The organism is Sinorhizobium prairiense, assembly GCF_029201645.2.
GTDB lineage: Bacteria > Pseudomonadota > Alphaproteobacteria > Rhizobiales > Rhizobiaceae > Sinorhizobium > Sinorhizobium meliloti_A.
The window spans coordinates 1,503,882-1,528,702 of sequence record NZ_CP104131.1 but is presented as its reverse complement, the minus strand read 5'-3'; the positions used below and the strand labels follow the sequence as shown (position 1 = coordinate 1,528,702).

16 protein-coding genes, 3 pseudogenes and 1 riboswitch are annotated in these 24,821 nt (G+C 61.7%); of the genes and pseudogenes, 6 read left to right on the top strand and 13 right to left on the bottom strand.

Translation table 11 applies throughout. The annotated features are described in order from the left end of the window. Positions 1-39: 39 nt before the first annotated feature. A riboswitch (glycine riboswitch) is annotated at positions 40-127 on the bottom strand. Between the two features lie 156 nt (positions 128-283). Both N0Q91_RS09990 and N0Q91_RS09985 read left to right on the top strand, forming a co-directional pair. After that, a pseudogene (locus N0Q91_RS09990) lies at positions 284-678 on the top strand (hypothetical protein). A gap of 92 nt (positions 679-770) precedes the next feature. Continuing rightward, a complete protein-coding gene (locus N0Q91_RS09985; protein ID WP_275597986.1) occupies positions 771-1,754 on the top strand; it encodes a DUF1775 domain-containing protein in 984 nt (327 codons plus the stop codon). A 24-nt stretch (positions 1,755-1,778) separates the two neighbouring features. On the opposite strand, the gene N0Q91_RS09980 is transcribed toward N0Q91_RS09985, so the two are convergent. Together N0Q91_RS09980 and N0Q91_RS09975 are read right to left on the bottom strand one after the other, a co-directional pair. Continuing rightward, positions 1,779-2,144, bottom strand: a complete 366-nt coding sequence (locus N0Q91_RS09980; RefSeq protein WP_275597985.1) for a hypothetical protein — start codon at positions 2,142-2,144, stop codon at positions 1,779-1,781. A 956-nt stretch (positions 2,145-3,100) separates the two neighbouring features. Then, the gene (locus N0Q91_RS09975; RefSeq protein WP_018097708.1) at positions 3,101-3,259 is read right to left on the bottom strand and encodes a hypothetical protein; all 159 of its coding nucleotides are present in this window, start codon (positions 3,257-3,259) and stop codon (positions 3,101-3,103) included. Between the two features lie 186 nt (positions 3,260-3,445). Here N0Q91_RS09975 and N0Q91_RS09970 point away from each other — a divergent pair, with 186 nt between their 5' ends. After that, positions 3,446-4,084 carry a glutathione S-transferase family protein gene (locus tag N0Q91_RS09970; protein ID WP_275597984.1) on the top strand — a complete coding sequence of 213 codons (639 nt, stop codon included), beginning with the start codon at positions 3,446-3,448 and terminating at the stop codon, positions 4,082-4,084. Positions 4,085-4,306: 222 nt separating this feature from the next. Here the strand turns inward: N0Q91_RS09970 and N0Q91_RS09965 are convergent. From N0Q91_RS09965 to uvrA, 3 genes and pseudogenes are all read right to left on the bottom strand, one after another. Continuing rightward, positions 4,307-8,097 (bottom strand): annotated as a pseudogene (locus N0Q91_RS09965) (vitamin B12-dependent ribonucleotide reductase). Positions 8,098-8,770: 673 nt separating this feature from the next. Then, entirely contained in the window at positions 8,771-9,574 is an 804-nt protein-coding gene (locus N0Q91_RS09960) for a DUF72 domain-containing protein (RefSeq protein ID WP_100674014.1), read from the bottom strand. A gap of 99 nt (positions 9,575-9,673) precedes the next feature. Continuing rightward, positions 9,674-12,595: an excinuclease ABC subunit UvrA gene (gene uvrA / locus N0Q91_RS09955; RefSeq protein WP_100674013.1), complete on the bottom strand. Its 2,922-nt coding sequence runs from the start codon at positions 12,593-12,595 to the stop codon at positions 9,674-9,676. A 286-nt stretch (positions 12,596-12,881) separates the two neighbouring features. On the opposite strand from uvrA, the gene N0Q91_RS09950 reads away from it, so the two are divergent. Then, positions 12,882-13,406 (top strand): single-stranded DNA-binding protein, encoded by a 525-nt coding sequence (locus N0Q91_RS09950; RefSeq protein ID WP_275597983.1) that lies wholly within the window; start codon positions 12,882-12,884, stop codon positions 13,404-13,406. Between the two features lie 66 nt (positions 13,407-13,472). Here N0Q91_RS09950 and N0Q91_RS09945 read toward each other — a convergent pair. Beyond that, positions 13,473-14,101, bottom strand: a pseudogene (locus tag N0Q91_RS09945) (MarC family protein). A gap of 286 nt (positions 14,102-14,387) precedes the next feature. Between N0Q91_RS09945 and gyrA the strand changes: the two are divergent. Next, positions 14,388-17,183, top strand: a complete 2,796-nt coding sequence (gene gyrA / locus N0Q91_RS09940; protein WP_100674010.1) for a DNA gyrase subunit A — start codon at positions 14,388-14,390, stop codon at positions 17,181-17,183. A gap of 64 nt (positions 17,184-17,247) precedes the next feature. Here gyrA and N0Q91_RS09935 read toward each other — a convergent pair whose 3' ends face one another. Then, positions 17,248-18,141: a LysR family transcriptional regulator gene (locus tag N0Q91_RS09935; RefSeq protein ID WP_275597982.1), complete on the bottom strand. Its 894-nt coding sequence runs from the start codon at positions 18,139-18,141 to the stop codon at positions 17,248-17,250. A gap of 90 nt (positions 18,142-18,231) precedes the next feature. Between N0Q91_RS09935 and N0Q91_RS09930 the strand changes: the two genes are divergently transcribed. Next, positions 18,232-19,272: an NAD(P)H-binding protein gene (locus N0Q91_RS09930; RefSeq protein ID WP_275597981.1), complete on the top strand. Its 1,041-nt coding sequence runs from the start codon at positions 18,232-18,234 to the stop codon at positions 19,270-19,272. Here the strand turns inward: N0Q91_RS09930 and N0Q91_RS09925 are convergent. The 6 genes from N0Q91_RS09925 to N0Q91_RS09900 form a co-directional block, all read right to left on the bottom strand. Then, the gene (locus tag N0Q91_RS09925) at positions 19,262-20,275 is read right to left on the bottom strand and encodes a lytic transglycosylase domain-containing protein (RefSeq protein WP_275597980.1); all 1,014 of its coding nucleotides are present in this window, start codon (positions 20,273-20,275) and stop codon (positions 19,262-19,264) included. The two genes, N0Q91_RS09930 and N0Q91_RS09925, sit on opposite strands and share 11 nt — an antisense overlap. Positions 20,276-20,321: 46 nt before the next feature. Further along, on the bottom strand, positions 20,322-20,831 hold the full coding sequence (locus N0Q91_RS09920; RefSeq protein WP_275597979.1) for a GNAT family N-acetyltransferase: 510 nt from the start codon (positions 20,829-20,831) through the stop codon (positions 20,322-20,324). A gap of 55 nt (positions 20,832-20,886) precedes the next feature. Beyond that, a complete protein-coding gene (locus tag N0Q91_RS09915) occupies positions 20,887-21,681 on the bottom strand; it encodes an aminoglycoside phosphotransferase family protein (RefSeq protein ID WP_275597978.1) in 795 nt (264 codons plus the stop codon). A gap of 71 nt (positions 21,682-21,752) precedes the next feature. Further along, a complete protein-coding gene (locus N0Q91_RS09910; protein WP_127710960.1) occupies positions 21,753-22,874 on the bottom strand; it encodes an alkene reductase in 1,122 nt (373 codons plus the stop codon). 48 nt (positions 22,875-22,922) lie between these two features. After that, positions 22,923-23,213: an ArsR/SmtB family transcription factor gene (locus N0Q91_RS09905; RefSeq protein WP_100674004.1), complete on the bottom strand. Its 291-nt coding sequence runs from the start codon at positions 23,211-23,213 to the stop codon at positions 22,923-22,925. A 644-nt stretch (positions 23,214-23,857) separates the two neighbouring features. Next, on the bottom strand, positions 23,858-24,754 hold the full coding sequence (locus N0Q91_RS09900; protein WP_003529555.1) for a LysR family transcriptional regulator VtlR: 897 nt from the start codon (positions 24,752-24,754) through the stop codon (positions 23,858-23,860). Between the last annotated feature and the right edge of the window lie 67 nt (positions 24,755-24,821).

Sequence of the window (24,821 nt, the reverse complement as noted above, 5' to 3'; positions counted from 1 at the left end):
CCTTCGGCGAGCGCGAACGCTTCTCTCCAGAGTCCTACCGGCACCTTGCTGGTCCTTTGGCCTGAGAGTTTCCGGGGCGGTTGCTCCTTCGGCACCGGATCGAACCGGTTTCTCCCAACAAGGTCGAATCCAGATAACGGCGAAGGCCGGATTTTGGCAAGGGCCTATGTCGCGACCAAACATATTTTTGTCGCCCTGGCTTCATCCTCCGCGACCGGTGCGGCAAAATCGGCCTTTGCAATTTTCCTGGGCAGCGGATAGGGAAGACCGAAGAGAGGTGGCCATGACGGGGCGCGAGCGGAAATGGGAATTGGGGTGCGGCTGCTCGCAGCCTTCGCACTCCTATTCCTGTCCTTCGCTCATAAGCCAGCCCTTGCGAAAGCCATCGGCCCGGCGATCTCCGCCGAATATCTTCTCCCCGACGGCACCTTCGCCGATATCTGCTTCGGCACGGGCGGCGTCGATCATGACACCGGCCACGGCAAGTCGTCGTCATCGGCTCCCGTCTGCGAAGCGTGCCGGCTCGCCGCCTCCGTGCTCCTGCCGGCGGCGCCCGATGAAAGCTCGACGGCCGAAAACGGCAACTGGATCGCCGGAACGCCGATCGTCGCCGCCGAGGCGGTCCTTCTGCCCCTGCGCCTGTTGCCGCCACCGCGCGGTCCGCCGGCCCAACCGTAGATCTCCTCGAATCCAACCCAGAATTTCTTGCGCCGCTATGCGGCATTGACCCACGAAGGCCGCGTTCCGGCACGTGGTTCGGAGATTACGACATGAACAAGATCAGACTTTCCTTGCTTGCCACCGGCCTCACAGTTGCCGTGGCCGGTCCCGCCCATGCCCATGCGACATTCGAGACGGATAGCGCGCCGGCCGAAACGACCGTCAACGCCACCCTTCAGGTGCCGCATGGCTGCGACGGCAAGGCGACGACCGAAGTACGGGTGCAGTTGCCGGAGGGGTTCGTCTTCGCCAAGCCCCAGCCGAAGCCCGGCTGGGAGCTGGAGATCATCAAGGGCGACTACCGGAAGACCTATGACGATCACGGCACCAAGGTTTCCTCCGGTCCGCTGGAAATCCGCTGGAAAGGCGGCAACCTTCCCGACGAACATTACGACACCTTCGTCATGCGCGGGAAACTCGCGGGTTTCGACAAGGAGACCGTGCTCGCCTTTCCGACGACGCAGCTTTGCGGCGCCGACGGCAAGGTAGTCTGGGATCAGGTGGCGGCGGAGGGCCAGGACGCCCATTCCCTCGAGCATCCGGCGCCCACGATCACCGTCACCATGGCGACGGGCGGCGATGAGCACTCCGCTCACGCGGGGCATCATCAGTCCGCGGCCGAAGCGGTCAAGGTCGGCGACCTCGAGATCTCGGGCGGAGCCGTGAAGGCCATGCTGCCCGGTGCCAAGGTCGGCGGCGGCGGCTTCGTGGTCAGGAACGGCGGCAGTGCCGACGACCGCCTGCTTGCCGTCGAGAGCCCGGCCGCGGGTCGAGTCGAACTTCACGAGATGACGATGGAGAACGACGTCATGAAAATGCGCAAGCTCGAGGACGGCATCGCCGTTCCCGCCGGTCAGGCAGTCGAGCTGAAGAACGGCAGCCTGCATCTCATGTTCATGGAGGTGAAGAAGCCCTTTGCCGAGGGCGACATGGTGCCGGTGACGCTTACCTTCGAGAAGGCCGGTGAGGTCGACTATGTCCTACCGGTCGGCACGGCGGCGGGCAGCGCTCATTCCGGGCATAGCCATCAATAGCTGCCGGCGTGATCCTTGATCGGTTCAGGTTCCCTGAATGAACCGGTCGAGCATGTCGGTGAGCGCAACTTGCTCCGGTTCGTCGCCGGCAGGTCCATCTTCCTGCCGGCGATCTTCTTCGCGGCCGTTTTCGTCCTCCGCGTTTTCGAGATAGCGGCGAAGCGTTTCGGCCTGTGTCTGTTGCGGCAGACGGCGCTCTGCGCAGATCAGCATGAGGTGCAGCGGCAGCGCGCTTCTGATCTTCGGGACCGCCGCCTGCTCTTGGCCGCGCGCGGAAAGCAGTGTGATTGCCTCGTCGACAGGTCCATCGCCACGCAGGCGTGTGGGCGGCTTCAATGCGTCCGCCGCATAGGCCGCCGTCGTCGCGGAGATGGTAACGACCTGGGTCATCCTGTCAGTCCTCGGGCACGATAATCCTTTCCTGTGCCAGACTGCGATTGCGAGCAGGTGAAATCGGGTGATCGAATTTTAAGAAAATCGTAACGATTCGAGGACTGCGGGCTGAACGTTGCGCAATTTTGTGTACCGTCGGTTGAACGGTATGTACAATCGCAGCCGTAACCGAGAACCGGCGCGGCTTCTGCGCCGGCAGGAAATTTAGTTCATAAAAGTCATATTGAAGAAGGTCACTCACGAAAGGACGTAAATCAATGCGCGCGATCGTATTGTTGTTGGCGATCTTTGCTCTCAGCGCGTGCTCGCAAACGGGAAGGCCCAGCGCCGAACGGTATTATGCGGGGGAAGGCCAATACTATACCGGCGTCGTACCCCCGACGCCTTTCTGAAGCATGTCGCCCAGCCCCATAGCGGCTTTAAGAACGACAGCATGAAGCGAAGCCCGAAACGCGGCGCATGAACTCGTTTCAGTCGCGTAGGAAGAGGGCTGTCGCGGTGCGCCTCACGAGAAGCGCCCGCGCATCGCATGTCCCAACTTCGGCCGGCAACTGGTCGCAGAAGTTGCAGATCGACAGGTTTGGAATTGATCCGGCGCGAATGGCAGAATATCAATGGCCGTCAAACTGTTAGGAAAGGTATGGGGGCCTATGCGCAAGATCGTGTTGTTGCTCGCACTCGCCACGCTGGCGGCGTGCTCGCACACCGGGGACCGGGTGGTCGGCGGTGACGGGGATTACTATCATGGTCTAATCCCGCCGAGGTGATCGCCTCCGAGATCATCGTCGCCTCTACCGAGGCCAAATCCAATGCGACCCAAGCGGCGGCGGCTCGCAATGGCAAAACGGAGGCGCTGCGACTGTGCCGCCTCCGTCAGGGGAACCGGTTTATCCACACCTTGAAAACATAGGCGGCTGCGAAATTCCGCGAGCTTCCTTGGCCGGTCCAGGTGCTTAATAGCCTACGCGAACACCGCCGGGGCTCGCGGCGCTGAAATTGGGAACCGGATTCGGTCCGTACCATTGAGCATAGGTCGTGTTGTTTCCGCCGGTGCTGGTGCACCCCGACAGGACGGCAAGCGCCAATAGGGCGGTCAAATATTTGAGGGACATGAACTCTCCGATTCTGCTTCGTCAGACGCGCATAAATTGCGGTATCCCGAGGCGGCAGTCCATCGCTTTCACATTGACTCCTTTGCTTTTTCCTTCGTGAGACGAACGCTGCCGCGTCTCGTCGCATCGATGCCGCGAAAGCCGGCTACATCTTAGGGCGAAATATTCATGCAAGGGGAGAATGCAATGACGGAAAGACCGCGCCTGTTCGGAGCGGACTACAGTGTCTACGTGCGGATCGTGCGGCTGGTGCTGGCCGAGAAGGAGATCGGCTACGAACTCGTTCCCGTCGACATCTTCGCTTCCGAGGGGCCGCCACCGCACTACATCGAGCGACATCCCTTCGGCCGCATTCCCGCCTTCGACCATGCAGGCTTCAGGCTTTATGAGACCGGCGCGATAGCGCGCTATGTCGACGAGGTATTCGACGGGAGGCAGCTTCAGCCCCTCGATCCACGGGAACGCGCCCGCTGCAACCAGATCGTCAGCATCGCGGACAACTACGCCTATCCCGCTTTGGTCTGGGGGATCTACGTCGAGCGCGTCTCAAAGCCGGCAAGCGGCGCAGTTGCCGACGAAGCGGTATTCGCTGCAGCGCTGCCGAAAGCAAGGACCTGCCTGAAGGCGATGTCCGATCTCATGGGGGCGTCGCCATGGCTCGCAGGCGAGACCATGTCGCTCGCCGACCTCTATGCCGCCCCGATATTCGATTATTTCCTAAGGGCGCTGGAGGGGCAGGAGATGCTCCGGGAACATGAGAATCTGGCTGCGTGGTGGGCGCGGATCTCGGTGAGGCGCTCGATGGAGGAGACGCGGCCGGCCTAGTCCGAGTTTGCTCTTCCGTGAAGCCCGCGGATAGAACAGCTCAATGCCGAACGATTATATTTCGAACGACGCCTAGGACTATTCTCAGCCGCTGCCACTTTGAGAATCCCTCTGCAGAACAGCGATATGGCCGCTTCCAGGGAGGCGGCCATATCTATTACTGCGTCATTTCAGTGGGAGTGCGTCGTAACCAATGGCTGATTACAACTTCCGCCGCCTATCTCAGCTGCACCCGCTCGTGGCGCCGCATGTGTCGCACTTCTCGCACGTGCCGTTTCGCACCATCGTGAAGTTCTGGCACTCGGAGCACATGTTGCCGGTATAGCCCTGCATGATCGAGCGGGCGCGGCGTTCGGCTTCGACCTTCTTTGCCTCGGACTTTGCCGCAGCGGCCTCTGCCGCGGCCTTGTCGGAGAAGAGGGCAGTCACCTCCTGTTCCGCTTCTTCGGCAATCTCCTCGGCGAGTTCGACGGCCCGTTCCTCGTAATCGCGCTTGAAGGCGACGACTTCGGAGGTGGCGGCGGCGATTGCCGGCTCCAGCTTGCGCACGGCATTGCCGGAGATCGAGGTGACGGAAGCGCCGGCCGAGGCGCGGGCCGGGGCGGCCGTCGAAGCCCCCTTCGGTTCGGAGCGCTCGCCCGTGCCGCCGACGATGGACGGCTTGTAGCCGCGGGTCCAGCCGGTGGAGACGAGGTTGGTCTTTCCTTCCTGAATGCCGCGGCCGAGCGCGGTGTTGCTGAAGTCGGAGGTGTCGACATGAGCAAGGTCGTGGCGGCCGAGATAGGAAACGGCAAGCTCACGGAAGACATAGTCGAGGATTGACGTCGCGTTCTTGATCGCGTCATTGCCCTGGACCATGCCGGCCGGCTCGAACTTGGTGAAGGTGAAGGCCTCCACATATTCTTCGAGCGGCACGCCATATTGCAGGCCGAGCGAGATGGCGATGGCGAAGTTGTTCATCATCGCCCGGAAGGCCGCACCTTCCTTGTGCATGTCGATGAAGATCTCGCCGAGGCGTCCATCACCGAATTCGCCGGTGCGCAGATACACCTTGTGGCCGCCGACGATCGCCTTCTGGGTATAGCCCTGGCGACGGTTCGGCAGTTTCTCGCGGGCGCGCACTACCTTCTCGATGACGCGCTCGATGATCTTCTCGGTGACCGCGACCGCCTGGGCGGCTGCCGGCGCCTGCATCAGCTCTTCGATCGCGTCCTCGTCTTCCTCATCTTCGATCAGCGAGGCGTTCAGCGGCTGCGAGAGCTTGGAACCGTCGCGGTAGAGCGCATTCGCCTTCAGCGCGAGCTTCCAGGAGAGCATGTAGGCGTTCTTGCAATCCTCGACGGTCGCCTCGTTCGGCATGTTGATCGTCTTGGAGATTGCACCCGAAATGAAGGGCTGGGCGGCCGCCATCATGCGGATATGGCTTTCGACCGAGAGGTAGCGCTTGCCGATCTTGCCGCAGGGATTGGCGCAATCGAAGACCGGCAGGTGCTCTGCTTTCAGGAACGGTGCTCCTTCGAGCGTCATCGCGCCGCAGACATGGATGTTGGCGGCTTCGATGTCCTTTCTGGAGAAGCCCAGATGCTCGAGCAGGTTGAAGTCCATTGAGGCAAGCTGCTCGTCGCTGACCTTCAGCGTCGCCTTGAGGAAATCGGCGCCGAGCGTCCACTGGTTGAAGACGAACTTGATGTCGAAGGCAGCTTTAAGCGCCGCATTGACGGCTTCGATCTTCTCGTCGGTGAAGCCCTTGGCCTTCAACGTCGTCGGGTTGATGGCGGGCGCCTGGTTGAGGTTGCCGTGGCCGACGGCATAAGCCTCCATCTCGGCGATCTGGCTTTCCGAGTAGCCGAGCGTGCGCAACGCCTCGGGAACAGCACGGTTGATGATCTTGAAGTAGCCGCCGCCGGCGAGCTTCTTGAACTTCACCAGGGCGAAATCGGGCTCGATGCCGGTCGTGTCGCAATCCATTACGAGCCCGATCGTACCGGTCGGCGCGATCACGGTGGCCTGAGCGTTGCGGTAGCCGTGCTTCTCGCCGAGCTCGACCGCCTTGTCCCAGGCGCTCTTGGCATGGGCGATCAGGTCCTGGTCCGGGCAATCGCCGTGGACGAGCGCGACCGGGTTGACGGACAGGCCCTCATAACCGGCGGTGTCGCCGTGAGCCGCGCGGCGGTGATTGCGCATGACGCGCAGCATGTTGTCGCGGTTGGGCGCAAAGCCGGGGAAGGGGCCGAGCTTTGCGGAGATCTCGGCCGAGGTGGCATAGGCGACGCCGGTCATGATCGCGGTCAGCGCGCCGGCGATGGCGCGGCCCTCGGGGAGTCATAGGGAATGCCTGACGACATCAGCAGGCCGCCGATATTCGCATAGCCGAGGCCGAGCGTGCGGTATTCGTAGGAGAGCTCGGCGATCTCGCGGGACGGGAACTGCGCCATCATCACCGAGACTTCGAGAACGACCGTCCAAAGACGGACGGCATGCTCATAGTCGCCGATATTGATCCGCTTGGTCGCGGCATCCTTGAACTGCATCAGGTTGAGCGAGGCGAGATTGCAAGCCGTGTCGTCGAGGAACATGTATTCCGAGCACGGGTTCGATGCGCGGATCGGGCCTGCAGCCGGGCAGGTGTGCCAGTCGTTCATCGTCGTGTTGAAGTGCAGGCCCGGATCGGCCGAGGCCCAGGCGGCGTGGGAGATCGACTCCCAGAGATCGCGCGCCTTCAGGGTCTTCATGACGCGGCCGTCCTTGCGGGCGGTCAGGTGCCAATCGCCATCCGCCTCCACGGCGCGCAGGAAGTCGTCCTTGATCGAGACCGAGTTGTTGGAATTCTGGCCGGAAACCGTGAGATAGGCCTCCGAATCCCAATCCGTGTCATAGGTCTTGAACTGGATGTCCTTATAACCCTGACGCGCGAACTGAATGACGCGTTTGACATAGTTCTCCGGAACCAGCGCCTGCTTGGCGGCGCGGATCTCGCGCTTCAGCGCCGGGTTCTGCTTGGGATCGAAGCAGGCATCGTCGCTGCCGTCGCAATTGATGCAGGCCTTCATGATCGCCTTCAGGTGCTTGGCGACCATCTTCGAGCCGGTGACGAGGGCGGCGACCTTCTGCTCTTCCTTGACCTTCCAGTTGATATATTCCTCGATATCGGGATGGTCGATATCGACGACGACCATCTTGGCGGCGCGGCGCGTCGTGCCGCCCGACTTGATGGCGCCCGCGGCGCGGTCGCCGATCTTCAGGAAGCTCATGAGGCCGGAGGACTTGCCGCCGCCCGAGAGCCTTTCGCCTTCGGCGCGCAGATGCGAGAAGTTCGAGCCGGTACCGGAGCCGTATTTGAAGAGGCGCGCCTCGCGCACCCAGAGATCCATGATGCCGCCCTCGTTGACGAGGTCGTCCGCGACCGACTGAATGAAGCAGGCGTGCGGCTGCGGGTGTTCGTAGGCAGACTTGGACTTCGTCAGCTTGCCGGTGAAGGGATCGACGTAGAAGTGGCCCTGGCCGGGGCCGTCGATGCCATAGGCCCAGTGGAGGCCGGTGTTGAACCATTGCGGCGAGTTCGGAGCAACGCGCTGGGTGGCGAGCATGTAGGCGAGCTCGTCACGGAAGGCGCTGGCGTCCTCTTCCGTGTCGAAATAGCCGCCCTTCCAGCCCCAATAGGCCCAGGTGCCGGCCAGGCGATCGAAAACCTGGCGGGCATCGGTTTCGGAACCGTACTGCTCTTCCTTCGGCAGCGCCTTCAGCGCGTCGGCGTCCGGAACCGAGCGCCAGAGGAAGGACGGCACGTCGTTTTCCTCCACGCGCTTCAGTTTTGCCGGCACGCCGGCCTTGCGGAAATATTTCTGGGCGAGAATATCGGCGGCGACCTGCGAGAACTGCGCTGGCACGTCGATATCCGCAAGGCGGAAGACCACGGACCCGTCCGGGTTCTTGATCTCACTCGTCGCCTTGCGGAACTCAATCTCGGCATAGGCGGATTGCCCTGCCTTTGTGAAACGACGCTCGATCTTCATTGTCCCGTCCTTTGTTGCCATGCGCTAAAGCGCAGTTAACCTCGCCCGGCCGCGATGGATCTCGCAGCCAGCCTGAAAATTTCTGTCGATGTGAGGAAACCCAGCTCCTGGGTAATCCTGTATCTTGTGATGATGCTGGCTGCAAACACTAAATATAGTATTAACAGGCTCTTTACGCCAGCTCGAAATGCCGCTTTGGCGACCCAAATTTCGCGCAAAATTCCGCCACTGCAGCCGCTCGGGCTCATTCGCCCGGGCCGCATGTCGGAACCGACGATTTGGGGTGTGAACCGGCCTCTGAACTTCCCGGTCCGCCGCCGTCGCAACGTGAAATCCATTAACCGTGAATCGCCTCGGGGCGTCAAGGGGTGGTTTGTGACGGAAGTTTGGGCGCTATATCTTGTGTGGGTCGACTGTGGAAAACGGGGACATCGATCAATTCGTTGAAAAACAGGGACTTCCACCGCTTGCCTGCGAAGATGAGCTAGCGGCAGGCCGAAATTCAAATTTTTATGGATGAAAAAGCGGGTAAAAGACGTGGCCCAGCGCTACTCGCGATTGCGAATCAGGTGGGTGTGTGAAGCGGCCCGTTTGGTGATTCGGATGCGGTGATCTTGCTGCCCCTCTGGCCTGCCAGAGGGGCTCATGAACAAGACCTCGGCAATGGCCGCGCCTAGGCCACGCGTTTCTGCAGTTCCCTGGCGCCGTTCGGCGCGTTGACCTTGCCTGAGGAGATGAAGAAGGCAAAGACGTCGCGAGGTGCCGTCTCGGGCTTCCGTTCCGACGCAGCTTTCTCCAGGTCGTCCGGCTCACCGCCGGCGGCAAAGGTCTTCAGCCGCTCGGCCCAGCGATCGAGATCCTTCGGCGGATAGCAGGTCTTCACCTCGTCGCTGCCCTTCTGCAGCCGTGCATAGACGAAATCACTCGTGACATCGGCGATCATCGGGTAGTCCGCATGCTCGGCAAGAACGACGGCCACCTTGTACTTTTCAATGAGCTTGACGAAGTCCGGAACCTGGAAGCTGGGGTTGCGGACCTCGACCACGTGGCGGAGCTTCAGGCCGTCCTGCTTATCCGGCAGGAGCTTCAAGAATCCCTCGAAATCCTCCGCGTCGAATTTCTTGGTCGGCGCGAACTGCCAGAGAATGGGACCGAGGCGGTCGCCGAGTTCCGTCAGTCCTTGGGTCAGGAACCGCTCCATGGATTCACCGGCTTCGGAGAGGACCCTGCGATTGGTCACGAAGCGGCTCGCCTTCAGCGAAAAAATGAAGCCGTCGGGAACCTCCGACGCCCACTTGGCAAAAGTCGCCGGCTTCTGTGAGCTGTAATAGGTGCCGTTGACCTCGATCGTCCGCAATTCCTTGCCGGCGAATTCGAGTTGCCGCTTCTTCGGAAGATCGTCCGGATAGAAGGTGCCTTCCCAGGGTTCGAAGTTCCATCCGCCGATGCCGATACGGATTTGTCCCGAATTTGCCATCCACTTCCTCCTCGATGCTCACTCAGACGCGCAAAACCGCTGTAGCCGGGGCGAATCAGAGACGCCACCCGATTTCACGAGGCGTCCGGCCCGGCCACATCACTCCGCCGCAACCACCTTTTTCACTGGCCGGCGCTCCAGAAGCTCCTTCAGGAACTGGCCGGTATAGGAGCGCTGCTCCTTCACGACCTCTTCCGGCGTCCCCTGCGCAATGACCTCGCCGCCGCCGTCGCCGCCTTCCGGGCCGAAGTCGATGATCCAGTCGGCCGTCTTGATGACTTCGAGATTGTGCTCGATGACCACTACGGAGTTACCCTGATTGACCAGCTCATGCAGAACTTCAAGAAGCTTGGCTACGTCGTGGAAATGCAAGCCAGTTGTCGGCTCGTCGAGAATATAGAGCGTGCGCCCGGTTGAGCGTTTCGACAACTCCTTGGCGAGCTTGACGCGCTGGGCTTCGCCGCCCGAAAGCGTGTTCGCCTGCTGGCCGATCTTGATATAGCCGAGGCCCACCTGGTTCAGTGTCACCAGCTTGTCGCGCACCGCCGGAACGGCCGCGAAGAACTCGACGCCTTCCTCCACCGTCATGTCGAGCACATCGGCGATCGACTTTCCCTTGAAGTGAACGTCCAGCGTCTCGCGATTGTAGCGCTTGCCGTGACAGACGTCGCAGGTGACGTAGACATCCGGCAGGAAGTGCATCTCGATCTTGATGACGCCGTCACCCTGACAGGCCTCGCAGCGGCCGCCCTTGACGTTGAAGGAGAAGCGGCCCGGCTGGTAGCCGCGCGCCTTTGCTTCCGGCAGCCCGGCGAACCAGTCGCGAATGGGCGTGAAGGCTCCGGTATAGGTCGCCGGGTTGGAGCGCGGCGTGCGGCCGATCGGCGACTGGTCGATGTCGATCACCTTGTCGATATGCTCGAAGCCGTCGATCCGGTCGTGTTCGGCCGGATTTTCGCGCGCGCCCATGACGCGGCGGGCGGCAGCCTTGTAGAGCGTCTCGATCAGGAAGGTGGACTTGCCCCCGCCCGATACCCCGGTGACGGCGGTGAAGACACCGAGCGGGATCGATGCGGTCACGTTCTTCAGATTGTTGGCGCGCGCGCCGACGACGGTGACTTCCTTCTTCTTCTTCGGTTTGCGCCGTTCGCCGGGCACGGCAACGGAAAGCTCGCCGGAGAGATATTTCCCCGTCAGCGATTTCGGATTGGACATGATATCGGAAGGGGTCCCTTCCGCAATGACCTCGCCACCGTGAATGCCGGCCGCCGGGCCGATGTCGACGACGTAATCGGCCGTGAGGATCGCATCCTCGTCATGCTCCACGACAATGACCGTGTTGCCGATGTCGCGCAGATGCCTCAGCGTATCCAGGAGGCGGGCATTGTCGCGCTGGTGAAGGCCGATCGAGGGCTCGTCGAGAACATAGAGAACGCCCGTCAACCCTGAGCCGATCTGCGACGCGAGCCGGATGCGCTGGCTTTCTCCGCCCGAAAGCGTCCCGGAATTGCGCGAAAGGCTCAGATATTCGAGGCCGACGTCGTTCAGGAAGCGCAGGCGCTCGCGGATCTCCTTGAGGATGCGCACGGCGATCTCGTTCTGCTTCGTGCTAAGATGCTCGGGCAAGACCTCGAACCAGTCGCGTGCGGCGCGAATAGACATATCGGAAACCTCGCCGATATGCAGCGCGTGGATCTTGACGGCAAGCGCTTCCGGCTTCAGCCGGTAACCGGCACAGGCGGGGCAGGGCGCTGCCGACATATAGCGCTCGATCTCCTCGCGCGCCCAGGCGCTGTCGGTCTCTTTCCAGCGGCGTTCGAGATTCGGCACGATGCCCTCGAACGTTTTCGTCGTGTTGTAGGATCGGGCGCCGTCCTGATAGTGGAAGGTGATCTTGTCCTTCGTGCCGTGGAGAATCGCGTCCTGTGCTTCCTCGGAAAGCTCGCTCCAGCGACTGCCGAGCTTGAAGCCGAAAACCGTGCCGAGGGCCTCGAGCGTCTGGTTGTAGTAGGGCGAGGTGGATTTCGCCCAGGGTGCGATGGCGCCGTCCCTGAGGGTGCGGTTCGGCTCCGGAACGATCAGCGCCTCGTCGATCTTCTGCTGGCTGCCCAGCCCGTCGCAGGTCGTGCAGGCTCCGAAGGGATTGTTGAAGGAGAAAAGCCGCGGCTCGATCTCGGGAATGGTGAAACCCGAGACGGGACAGGCGAACTTCTCGGAAAACAGCACCCGCTCATGGGTTTCGTTCAGCGACTTGTTGGCCGAGCCGCCGGCGGAGGTCTCTTCCGGAGGCAGGGGGCGGTCGGCGAATTCGGCGATCGCCAAGCCGTCGGCGAGCGTAAGGCAGGTTTCGATACTGTCGGCGAGACGGGTTCCGATATCGGGCCGCACCACGACACGGTCGACGACCACGTCGATGTCGTGCTTGTATTTCTTGTCGAGCGCCGGCACGTCGGCAATCTCGTAAAATTGCCCGTCTACCTTTACGCGCTGGAAGCCCTTCTTCATCAGCTCGGCGAGTTCTTTTCTGTACTCGCCCTTGCGCCCGCGCACGAGCGGGGCCAGCATATAGAGGCGCGTTCCCTCGCCGAACTCCAGCACCCGGTCGACCATCTGGCTGACGGTCTGGCTTTCGATCGGCAGGCCCGTGGCGGGAGAATAGGGCACGCCGACGCGCGCGAAGAGCAGGCGCAGATAGTCGTAGATCTCGGTAACGGTTCCGACAGTCGAACGCGGGTTGCGCGACGTGGTCTTCTGCTCGATCGAGATCGCCGGCGAGAGCCCATCGATCTGATCGACGTCGGGCTTCTGCATCATTTCGAGAAATTGGCGCGCATAGGCCGAAAGGCTCTCGACATAGCGCCGCTGGCCCTCGGCGTAGATCGTGTCGAAGGCAAGCGAGGATTTCCCGGAGCCCGAAAGGCCGGTCATCACGATCAGCTTGTTGCGCGGCAGATCAAGGTCGATGCCCTTGAGATTGTGCTCGCGAGCGCCGCGAATGGAGATGGTCTTGAGTTCGCTCATCGGAAGGCCAGCTTTGTATGTCGGTTGAAAGCCCCCTATGTAATGACGGCCGCGCCCATGTCGAGGCGCAATCGGCAAAAGAGGCGGTTCAATTGCGATTCGGTTGACAGGATCATAGAGGAATAATAGAACAAAAAAAGAACAAACTCTGCCATATCCACGCCAAATCAACTGTGGATTATGCGCGATACGGGGCGTATCGGCGGCGGCGGGCCGCTAAGGTGTTCGCACATGAGACATTGGAAAGCCGGCCGAGCGGTCCGGCGGCAGAAACGGGAAAAGCGATATGGCTGGTAGCGTCAACAAGGTGATCTTGATCGGAAACGTCGGGGCCGACCCGGAAATCCGGCGCACGCAGGACGGCCGGCCGATCGCCAACCTCAGAATTGCCACCTCCGAAACCTGGCGCGACCGCAATTCGGGCGAGCGCCGCGAGAAGACGGAGTGGCACACGGTCGTCGTCTTCAACGAAGGCCTCTGCAAGGTCGTCGAACAATATGTGAAGAAAGGCGCCAAGCTCTACATCGAAGGCCAGCTGCAGACGCGCAAGTGGCAGGATCAGACCGGCAATGACCGCTATTCGACCGAGGTCGTCCTTCAGGGCTTCAACTCGACCCTGACGATGCTCGACGGTCGCGGAGGCGAGGGCGGCGGCGGAGGTCGCGGCGGCAGCGACTACGGCGGTGGCGGCTACGAGGAATACGATCAGTCGCGGTCCTCCTCGGGCGGCGCCCGGTCCGGCGGTCAATCGAACCAGCCGAACCAGGGCGGCAACTTCTCGCGCGATCTCGACGACGACATTCCGTTCTGATCGACTGCTCCAGCCAGCCCGAGACCCATCCGGCCCGCTTCGTTGCGGGCCGTTCTCGTTATGCCTTCAGACCTGAAACGCCGAGCGCACGCCGTCCACGACGAATTGAACGGCGAGTGCGGCAAGGATGACGCCGAGGAGGCGGGTAAGGATCGCCCGGCCGGTGACGCCCAGGAACCGGTCGATGCGCTCGGCGATCACCAGCGCCAGGAACAGTATGGCCATCGATGCGGCAATGACGACGATGAGCTGCACCCGATCCAACGCCGAGGGGAAGGAGCTGCCGAGAAGGATGGTTGCCGAGATCGCTCCCGGTCCGGCGATCAGGGGCAGTGCGAGAGGGAAGACCGCGATATTGTGAAGGTGGTCCTTCGTGATCGCCGTCTCCCCGGCCTTCTCCTTTCGCTCCTGGCGTTTCTCGAAAATCATCTCGAAAGCGATCCAGAAGAGCAGCATGCCGCCGGCGATCCGGAAGGCGCCGATCGAGATGCCGAGCAGACCGAGGATGCCGTCGCCAAAAAGCGCAAAGGCGGCGAGGATGAAAAAGCGATGAGCGAGCCGCGGGTCGCGACCTGGAAGCGCTGTTGCCGGCTCAAGCCGACGGTCAGGCTCAGGAAGATCGGCGCAAGGCCGGGCGGATCAAGCGTGACGAGCAGCGTCGTCAGCGCATTGACCAAGAGATCGACATCGAACATCCGTATCCCCTTCCGGATTTCTACCCCGGCTATTCCCGGTGGTGCGGCCCGCATTGTTAGGCAAGCGATGCGAGCTTGGAAAGAGCGGGTAGCCAAGTGCAACGCAATGGCTTAAACCAGCGCCATCCCCGAGGCGCGCAGCTTTCCTTGCGAGCTCCTTTCCTTGCCCTAGAAAAGCCTGTTCCTGCGGCAAAAGACTGTTCAAAACACCGGCCGAAAATTGGCGCTCCGAGCCGCATTCGGCTATAAAAAACCGATTGATTCTGAACAAAGATCGTGATCGCCATTGACTGAGCAAAGCACCCCCGGCGGCGGAAAAAATCCGCCAGGCATCGAGCCGATTTCCATCATCGAGGAAATGCAGCGGTCGTATCTCGATTACGCCATGAGCGTGATCGTGTCGCGCGCGCTTCCCGACGTGCGCGACGGTCTCAAACCCGTTCATCGCCGCATCCTCTACGGGATGAGCGAGCTCGGCATCGACTGGAACAAGAAATACGTAAAATGCGCCCGCGTCACCGGTGACGTGATGGGTAAATACCATCCGCACGGCAACATGGCGATTTACGATGCGCTCGCACGCATGGCGCAGGATTGGTCTCTGCGGCTGCCGCTGATCGACGGCCAGGGCAACTTCGGCTCCGTCGACGGCGATCCGCCGGCGGCAGAGCGTTATACCGAGTGCCGGCTTCAGAAGGCGGCGCATTCGCTGCTGGACGATCTCGACAAGGATACGGTCGATTTCCGCGACAACTACGACGGCACCCTGCACGAGCCCGTCGTCGTCCCGGCAAAGTTCCCGAACCTGCTCGTCAACGGGGCCGGCGGCATCGCCGTCGGCATGGCGACCAATATCCCACCTCATAACCTCGTAGAGGTGATCGACGGCTGTATCGCCCTGATCGACAATCCCGCGATCGAACTGCCGGAGCTGATGCAGATCATTCCGGGGCCGGATTTCCCGACCGGGGCGCTGATCCTCGGCCGTTCGGGAATCCGTCAGGCCTACGAGACCGGCCGCGGCTCCGTCATCATGCGCGGGCGTGCCCATATCGAGCCGATGCGCGGCGATCGCGAGCAGATCATCATCACCGAGATTCCCTATCAGGTGAACAAGGCGACGATGATAGAGAAGATGGCCGAACTCGTCCGCGAGAAGCGGATCGAGGGCATTTCCGATCTTCGCGACGAATCCGACCGCCAGGGCTATCGCGTCGTCATCGAACTGAAGCGCGACGCCAACGCCGAGGTCATTCTCAACCAGCTTTACCGCTACACGCCGTTGCAGACCTCCTTCGGCTGCAACATGGTGGCGCTGAACGGCGGCAAGCCGGAGCAGATGACGCTGCTCGATATGCTGCGCGCCTTCGTCTCCTTCCGCGAGGATGTCGTCAGCCGGCGCACGAAATACCTGCTGCGCAAGGCGCGCGAGCGGGCGCATGTGCTGGTCGGTCTCGCGATCGCGGTCGCGAATATCGACGAGGTGATCAAGCTCATCCGCCAGGCGCCGGATCCGCAGACCGCGCGCGAACAGCTGATGGAGCGCCGCTGGCCGGCGCACGACGTCGATGCGCTCATCCGGCTGATCGACGACCCGCGCCACCGGATCAATGACGACGCTACGTATAACCTGTCCGAAGAACAGGCTCGCGCGATCCTCGACCTGCGCCTGCAGCGTCTGACCGCGCTCGGCCGCGACGAGATCGGCGACGAACTCAACAAGATCGGCGAGGAGATCAAGGATTACCTCGACATCCTGTCGTCCCGTCTCCGTATCATGCAGATCGTCAAGAACGAACTTGCCGCAGTCCGTGACGAGTTCGGCACGCCGCGCCGAACCGAGATTGCCGACGGCGGTCCGGACATGGACGACGAGGACCTGATCGCGCAGGAGGACATGGTGGTTACCGTGTCCCATCTCGGCTACATCAAGCGTGTGCCGCTGACGACCTATCGGGCGCAGCGCCGCGGCGGCAAGGGCCGCTCGGGCATGGCCACGCGCGACGAGGATTTCGTTACCAGGCTGTTCGTCGCCAATACGCACACGCCGGTTCTGTTCTTCTCCTCGCGCGGCATCGTCTATAAGGAGAAGGTCTGGCGCCTTCCGATCGGCACGCCGCAGTCGCGCGGAAAGGCGCTGATCAACATGCTGCCGCTGGAACCCGGCGAGCGCATCACCACGATCATGCCGCTTCCCGAGGACGAGACGACCTGGGAAAACCTCGACGTCATGTTCTCGACGACCCGCGGCACGGTCCGTCGCAACAAGCTCTCAGACTTCGTCCAGGTCAACCGCAACGGCAAGATCGCGATGAAGCTCGAAGAGGAGGGCGACGAAATCCTCTCGGTCGACACCTGCACCGAGTTCGACGACGTGGTGCTCACGACGGCCCTCGGCCAGTGCATCCGCTTCCCCGTTGCCGATGTCCGCGTCTTTGCGGGCCGCAACTCGATCGGCGTTCGCGGCATTTCGCTCGGTGACGGCGACCGGATCATCTCGATGGCCATCGTCGCTCACGTCGAAGCCGAGCCGTGGGAGCGTGCCGCTTATCTGAAGCGGTCGGCCGCGGAGCGTCGCGCCTTGACCGGTGAAGAAGAGGAAATCGTGCTTGTCGGCGAGGAGGTCACCAATGGCGGCGAACTCACCAATGAGCGCTACGAGGAACTGAAGGCGCGCGAGCAATTCATCCTGACGGTCTCGGTGAAAGGCTTCGGCAAGCGTTCCTCGTCCTACGACTTCCGCACTTCAGGCCGCGGCGGCAAGGGCATTCGCGCCACCGATACCTCGAAGACGGCGGAAATCGGCGAACTCGTCGCCGCCTTCCCGATCGAGCACAACGACCAGATCATGCTCGTTTCCGACGGAGGTCAGCTCATCCGGGTTCCGGTGGAAGGCATTCGCCTGGCGAGCCGCGCCACCAAGGGCGTGACCATTTTCTCCACCGCCAAGGACGAGAAGGTCGTTTCGGTCGAGCGGATCAGTGAGCCGGATGGCGACGAGGAGATCGAAGCCGTAGGTGCCGAAGGCGTCATGGCCGAACCGGAGCTGCCGCCGGACACCACGTCGACACCGGAGGAGTGATCGAAGCGCAGAATAAGTTCAGACCCGCCGCTTTCCAGCGGCGGGTCTTTTTTGTGGAATCGATTTATTGGCGCAGGTAGTCGAGAAGCCCGCGGGCAAGGGCATCGAAAACCACGCGGCAACGTGGCGTCGCACGCAGATTTTCGTGCATTACGAGCCAGGTCTCGAGCTTCAGTTCAAAGGCATCCGCCAGCACGTGCATGAGATCCGGGTCGCGGGCGGCAAGCGCGTTTTGGCAAATGCCGATGCCGAAACCGGCGCGGATCGCCGCGAGTTGAGCAAGATTGCTATCGGATTTGAAAGCGAAGCGCCCGATCGGCAAGTCCGGTGCTCTTCCTTTGATCGAGCGGATCGCCGGCGTTTCCCGGTCATAGCCAATCACGCTGTGGCGCGAGAGATCCTCAAGCGTCTGCGGTATCCCACGGCGCTCCAGATAGGAGCGATGCGCATGGAAGCCGAGCGGAACCGCACCGATATGGCGCGCAACCAGTGCCTCCTGGGCCGGCGCGACCATGCGCACAGCGATATCCGCCTCCTGGCGAAGCAAGTCTTCGACGACATCCGATGCGGAAAGTTCGACGGAGAGGTCCGGGTAGTCCCTGTGCAATTCGGCGAGGATCGGGGGCAGGACTTCAACGCCGATGACCTCACTGGCGCTGATACGGACCGTTCCGCCGATCGCACCGTGTTGTCCTGATGCGGCACGCAACAGGGCTGCAGCTGTCGCTGCCAGGGTCTCGGCATAGGGCCGCAACTCCAGCGCGGCGTCGGTCGGCATCAATCCGTGCGGCGAACGCGTGAAGAGCGGAAACCCCATCGAGGTCTCCAAGGCATCTATGTGCCGGCCAACGGTCGGCTGGGTCAGGCCGAGCTGGCGCGCCGCGGCCGATAGCGAGCGCTCGCGCAACACCATGAGAAAGGTGCGGTAGAAGTCCCAACTCGGCTCAATGAGGTTCATGCATTTCAGTATAGCGGCAAGACCTATTTAGACAATTCCGTTTAGCCGAATGATGGCCGATGCTCCCTTCGTCAAGCGATGGAGAGAATGATGAGCGCGACGAAAGAGAAGACAGGAACGGTCCTGGTGCTGGGTGCAACAGGCGGAATCGGTGGCGCCGTGGCGCAAAACCTGAATGCGCGTGGGTGGAAAGTCCGCGCACTGCACCGCAACGCTGCGAAGGTATCCGCAGAAGCGCCGGCCCTCGAGTGGGTTCAAGGCGACGCGATGAACGCCGCGGATGTTCGTGCCGCGGCAGAGGGAGTGGGGTTCATCGTGCATGCGGTCAATCCGCCCGGTTACCGCGACTGGGAACGCCTTGTGCTGCCGATGCTCGACAACACTATAGGTGCTGCCAGACAGGTTGCCGCCCGTATCGTGTTACCGGGCACGATGTATAACTTCGGGCCCGACGCTTTCCCAATTCTTCGTGAGGATTCACCGCAGCGGCCACTGACGAAAAAGGGGACGATTCGCAAGGAAATGGAGGCTCGGCTGAAAGCTGCCTCTGAGGAAGGCACCGGCGTCATCATCCTCAGGGCGGGGGATTTCTTCGGGCCGAATGCTGGGAACAACTGGTTCTCGCAAGGGCTGGTGAAGCCTGGAAAGCCGCTGACGACGGTAACTTATCCCGGCGCGAAAGGGGTCGGGCACCAATGGGCCTATTTGCCGGACATGGCGGAGACGATGGCACGCCTGATCGAGCGTGCGGAAACCCTCCCGCCCTTCGCCGTCTTCCATATGCGCGGACACTTCGACGATGAAGGCACCGGAATGATCGCCGCGATCAGACGTGCGGCGGACAGGCCGCACCTAAGGGTTCGGACCTTTCCGTGGTGGCTCGTCACGCTGGCGTCGCCCTTCGTCCCGTTCTTTCGGGAAGTTAAGGAGATGCGCTATCTTTGGCGGAAGCCGCTTGAAATGCGCAACGATCGCCTTGTCGCGCTGCTGGGCGAAGAGCCGCATACGCCGATCGACCAAGCCGTCGCAACGACGCTTGCGTCTCTTGATTGCCTGCGCAGTGAAACGAGCAACAATTTCCCCGCCGGGCATAGCGGCAACGCGCTGGGGCGTGCATCCGTCAGTTCTTGAACACGACGCAGACGCCACCGCTCTTGCGGATGGCGGCGCAAAGCTGGTCTGCCTCGGCGCGTGTCTGCCGGCCGATGCGGGCAGCGTAGCGGCGCCTGGACCCGAAGCTGGCATTGCGCTCCCGCACCAGAACTGCCTTTTCCCTGTTGATCGGAGCGGGCAATTTTTTCACGGCGTTCAGGAACAGCCGCTGCGCCATGGATTTCTGATAGTGGGCCGAAAGCTGAACGCCCCAGGGCGCCCAGACGGCTTCATCGGCGATAACCAGCTCGCGCAAGCGCCGCGTATTGGCAAGCGCGACGCAGCCATCGAGGAAGCTTTTGTCCTTGTCGAGTTCGATGTTGAGCGACTTCGGTGGGTTGTCGCGCCAGTCTTCGACCGAATAGGCGGTGATCGCCAGCACGTAATCCCGCGTTTCATAGGGTAGACGGTCCTTTTCCAGGAAGCGCTCCAGGCCTGCTTCGCCGGCATTGTAGGCCGCCGCCGCAAAACCGAGATTGCCGTACCGGGACTTGAGCTCCCTCAGATATTCGGCGGATTTGCCGAGCGCCGCCACCGCGTTGAAGCTGTCCGAGAGGCCGCGCAGCTTTGCCGTCGCGGGCATGAACTGGGCAATTCCTTCTGCGCCCTTGGGGCTGATGGCGTCCGGCTGGAAAAGACTTTCGCGCCAGATCAGACGGGCGAAGAAAGCGGCGGGCAGATCGTTCGCCTTGGCATAATGTTCGATGATGCCGCAGACGTCGCGGGCGAAATTGTCGGGGCTGATGCAGAGACGGAGGAAGGGGTTTGCCGTGGACACCCCCGAGTAGAGGCACTTCCGCGGCGGAGCCGGCGCGTCGGTGCGTGCCTCCGCAGCCCCGGAGTGGGCGGAGACAAAACACATGACCACGGACAACACGGCCGCGGCGACGCGTGCCAGACGTCCCTTCAGGGTGCTCCGGATACAGCTTGTGCCTGCCTTTTCGTACGCGACCATGCGGCCCTCGGCGACCAACGAGTGCATATAGATAGCATCTTCGTTGCGGACGAGAAATCGGGCTGCAAAGCTTTCAGTCCGGAGAACCGGTGCGAAGGATCAGTTGCATGAAGGTGAGGTCCAGCCATCGACCGAATTTCGTGCCGACCTCCTTCATATGGCCGGCCTCACGAAAACCGAGTTGCTCATGGAGACGGATCGACGGCAAGTTTGCCGACTCTATCCCCGCGACCATCACGTGCTTGCCAAGTGCTTCGGCCCGATCGATGAGCGCGAGCATCAGCGCCCGGCCTATGCCGCCGCCGCGCTGGTCCGTCCGCACATAGACCGAGTGCTCGACCGTGTGCCGGTATCCGTCGAAGGCGCGCCACTCGCCGAAGGAGGCGTAGCCGACGACCTCGCCGTCAGGGGAAAGGGCGGCAAGCACCGGAAAGCCGGCAGCGTTGCGTGCTTTCAGCCACGCTTTCCGATTGGCGACGTCGACAAGGGTCTCGTTCCAGATCGCCGTCGTGTTCGCCACAGCGTCGTTGTAGATCGCGCATATCGCCGGAAGATCGGTTTCGGCGGCATCTCTGATTTCCATACTCTTCCTCCGGGTCCAGCGGGCTTGTCAGCTCAACAGAGTTTCTCCCCGTCCACTAGCCGCTCAGCTCCGCGGCTGCAATCGCGGCCACTGCCAAAGTGCTTTCCGGGCTTTCTCCGTCGCCAAGGAACCAGGCCGCCGACAGGCCGGCATAGGCGATGATCCACCGAAGGAGCCTCTTCGGCTCCAGCCGCGCCTCATGGGCGACGATTGCAAGCTGTCCGGATAGCCGCCCCGGAGCGGTTACGACGGGAAGCTCCGGATTGCAGAAAAGATTGGCGTAATCGAAACCGCGATCGCCATAGAGACCCTTGGGATCTATGGCGAGCCAGCCCCGGGCATCGAAGTCGAGAATGTTGCCGTGGTGAATGTCTCCGTGCAGTGCGACTGGCTCTTCGGGCGCGGATAGGAGATGGTGGGCGGCGTCTGCACAGGTCCTGAGAATACCGCCATGGGCGCGGGCTGCAGGGTCCAGCGCCTGGAACCAGCGCTCGAGCGGTGCGAGACCCGCAGGCATGGAGGCCCGTGGTGCATGCAACGCGGCAACGGTGCGGCAGACGATCCGGGTGGCGTCGTCGTCGCTGCCGGTCATCGCCATATGAAGAAGCGATCGGCGGCTCTCCGACCGTTCGAGGAGGATGGCGCTTTCGGTTGCGGCGTAGACCCGGGCGACGCCGTGGCCATCCCACCATCGCATCAACTGCCCACCAAATCTTTCCTCCGGCTCGTCTGCCACCTTGAGCATCGCCGGCAGGCCGCGCCAGCGAACGGGCAGGAGACGGCTCGTCCGCGTGAGGATAGGGTCGCCTTCGGGCTCTAGAGACCATTCATCGATGAAGGACGTGAACATCGGGGCAGCATAATCGATTCGCTGCGCAAGGAGCCCCGCGCATCGGGCGGGGCTCCTTGGTCTTTATCGATTCAGGCGACGTTTTCGAGCGACGGGTAATCCGTATAACCCTTGGCGCCGCCGCCATAGAAGGTCGCCTGGTCCGGCGCATTCAGGGGCACGTTGTCTCTCAAACGACGAACGAGATCCGGATTGGCGATGAAGGGTTTGCCGAAAGCAACCAGATCGGCTTCGCCGTTTTCGACCGTCTTCAGCGCCAGATCGCGATCGTAACCGTTGTTCGTCATCCAGGCTGCCCTGCCGCCGGCGGCTGCGTAGGCGGCACGGAGGCTTGTGTAGTCGAAGGGCCGGTCACCCTGCTGATGGTCGCGCGCCCCACCGGTAGCGCCCTCGATCACGTGCACATAGGCGAGCGGATAGCGGGCCAGGCCCTCGGCGACATAGGTGAAGAGCGGCTGCGGATCCGGATCGAAGGCGTCGTTGGCGGGGGTCACGGGAGAGATGCGGATCCCGACCCGGCCAGCGCCGATCTCCTTGGTAACGGCATCGACCACCTCGAAGAGGAAGCGGGCGCGGTTCTCGATCGAGCCGCCGTAGGCGTCCGTGCGCTGATTGGACCCGGAGCGCAGGAACTGGTCGATCAGATAGCCGTTGGCAGCATGGATCTCGACGCCGTCGAAACCGGCTTCGATCGCGGCCCGAGAAGCTTTGCGGTAATCCTCGACGATTCCGCCGATCTCCGCCAGTTCGAGCGCCCTCGGTTCGGAGGTTTCGGCAAAGCTGCCGGTCCCATCGGGATTGACGAGATAGGTCTTCGATTTTGCGCGGATAGCGGAAGGGGCGACCGGTTTGCCGCCCTGCGGCTGGAGCGAGTCGTGGGATATCCGCCCGACATGCCACATCTGCACGACGATCTTGCCACCGGCTTTGTGAACCGAATCCGTGACCTTGCGCCAGCCGGCGAGGGCCTCCGGTTTGTAAAGGCCCGGCACGTCGGCATAGCCCTGGCCCTGGTGGCTTATCGCCGTCGCTTCGGTGATCAGCAGGCCGGCGGATGCGCGCTGTTCGTAATAGGCGACGTTCAGATCATTGGGCACGGCCTGGGGTGAACGGTTCCGGGTCAGAGGTGCCATCACCACGCGGTTGCTGAGGCTGATATCGCCGATCGTGATCGGGTCGAAGAGAGAGGCCATGGATTGTCCTTTCCATTGCGGTTGAGACTTGGGAGGAAGTGGGGGAAATCAGAGATCGCCGATGGTCTTCAGAAACGCTGCGATGGTCTCCTCATTGCGCCGATAGAAGACCCACTGGCCGACGCGGCGGGTCGTCACCAGACCGGCGCGCTGCAGCACGGCGAGATGAGATGAAACCGTCGACTGCGACAGGCCGCATCTTTCGAACTGCCCTGCGCAGACGCCCATGTCGAGCGGATGCTCCTGGCCGGAGAAATGCGTCTGCGGCTCCTTCAGCCAGGTCAGGATCTCCATGCGCGTCGGATGCGCCAATGCTTTGAGGATTTCGTCTCTATCCATCGTATTTCGGTGTATTTAGTTTCTTCGATATATATATCGCTAAAATTCGATACAGGAAGTCACAACGTCGTGAATACCGAGGGCCCCAAATGACGTGTGAGTGCCGGGCAAAACGCGGGCAAAAAAGAGGGCCACAAGAAACTTGGGCCCTTTCAGTTGTGAAGGTTTCAAACCTCCAGAGGGGAACAGCTGCTGCAGCGGCTGGGGAGGAGAAAGCCGCTAGATGCACCAGCTGAAAGAGATATGGGGAGGGCCGTAGCCGCTTTCAATAGCCGTTCCGAAGATTTTCGCAACTGAGGGCTGTGGGGCTCCCGCAGGCAAAAAAGAGGGCCACAAGAAAACTTGGGCCCTTGTAGTTGTGAAGGTAATTAAAACCTCCAGAGGGGAACAGCTGCTGCGGTGGCACTGGGAGGAGAAGCCACCAAAGATGCATCAGCTGAGTGTGGTATGCTGCTTTTTTGGGCTGTCGGCAATCATTTAATATGCATGACAGCCATGCCGTTTGCGCATCGCTGCTCATTTTTGCAGCGCACAAGGACGCAGTTCGCGAGGAGCGCCGCTCACATATGAAAAGAGTCGAGCACTAACAAAGGCTTACGCAAGAAGCTGGCAATTGCTCACAAATCGGGCAATTGAACGGAACGTCAAAAGTTCCAGTTTCTCGCTTTAGCGACGATGTAATCGCGGAAGACTTTCAGCTTCGCCGCGTTCTTCAATTCGTCCGGATAGCAGAAATAGGTATCGAAAGAGGGGATGTCGGCGCTTATCGGCAGTTGAATGAGACCGGGATCGCGGCCGACGATATAGTCCGGAAGCATGGCGATGCCGATGCCGAGCAGGCAGGCGCGCTTGATCGATGTCTGGCTGTTGATCTGCAGATGCGATATGCGCGGATTGTCGGAATCGCGTCCGGCAATCTCCAGCCAGTTCACGTCGAGCAGATAGTTGGGGGCGGGCTCGCCGAAGGTGATGATCCGGTGATTGTCGAGATCGTCAAGCGACTGCGGCTCGCCATATTTGTTGATGTAGGACGGCGCGGCATAGACATGCATGTGCACGGTGAAGAGCTTGCGCTGGATCAGATCCGACTGTTGCGGCTGCCGCAGCCTGATGGCGCAGTCCGCATGACGCATGTTCACGTCCAGTTCCTCGTTGTCGAGGATGAGCTGTACCTGGATTTCCGGATACAAGGACATGAATTCCTGGATCTTGTCGGTCAGCCACCCCTGGCCGAGGCCGACCGTGGTCGTGATCCGCAACTTTCCGCTCGGCTTGTCCGTCGTCTCGCTAAGCTGCGCCTTGACGCTTTCGAGCTTCATCAGCACGTCGTGCGCGGTGCGATAGAGCATTTCGCCCTGTTCGGTGAGGATCAGGCCGCGGGCGTGCCGATGAAAGAGCTTGATACCGACATCCTGCTCGAGCGAACTGACCTGCCGGCTGATCGCCGACTGCGAAAGGTGGAGTTTGTCTGCCGCGTGCGTGAACGAGCCAGCCTCGGCCGCCGCATGGAAAATGCGCAGTTTGTCCCAGTCCAGCGACATAGAATCCCCCATAAAGGCTCAGCCGGAAAAGCTTGCCACTTTTCTCCGGAGACGACCGATGCATCTG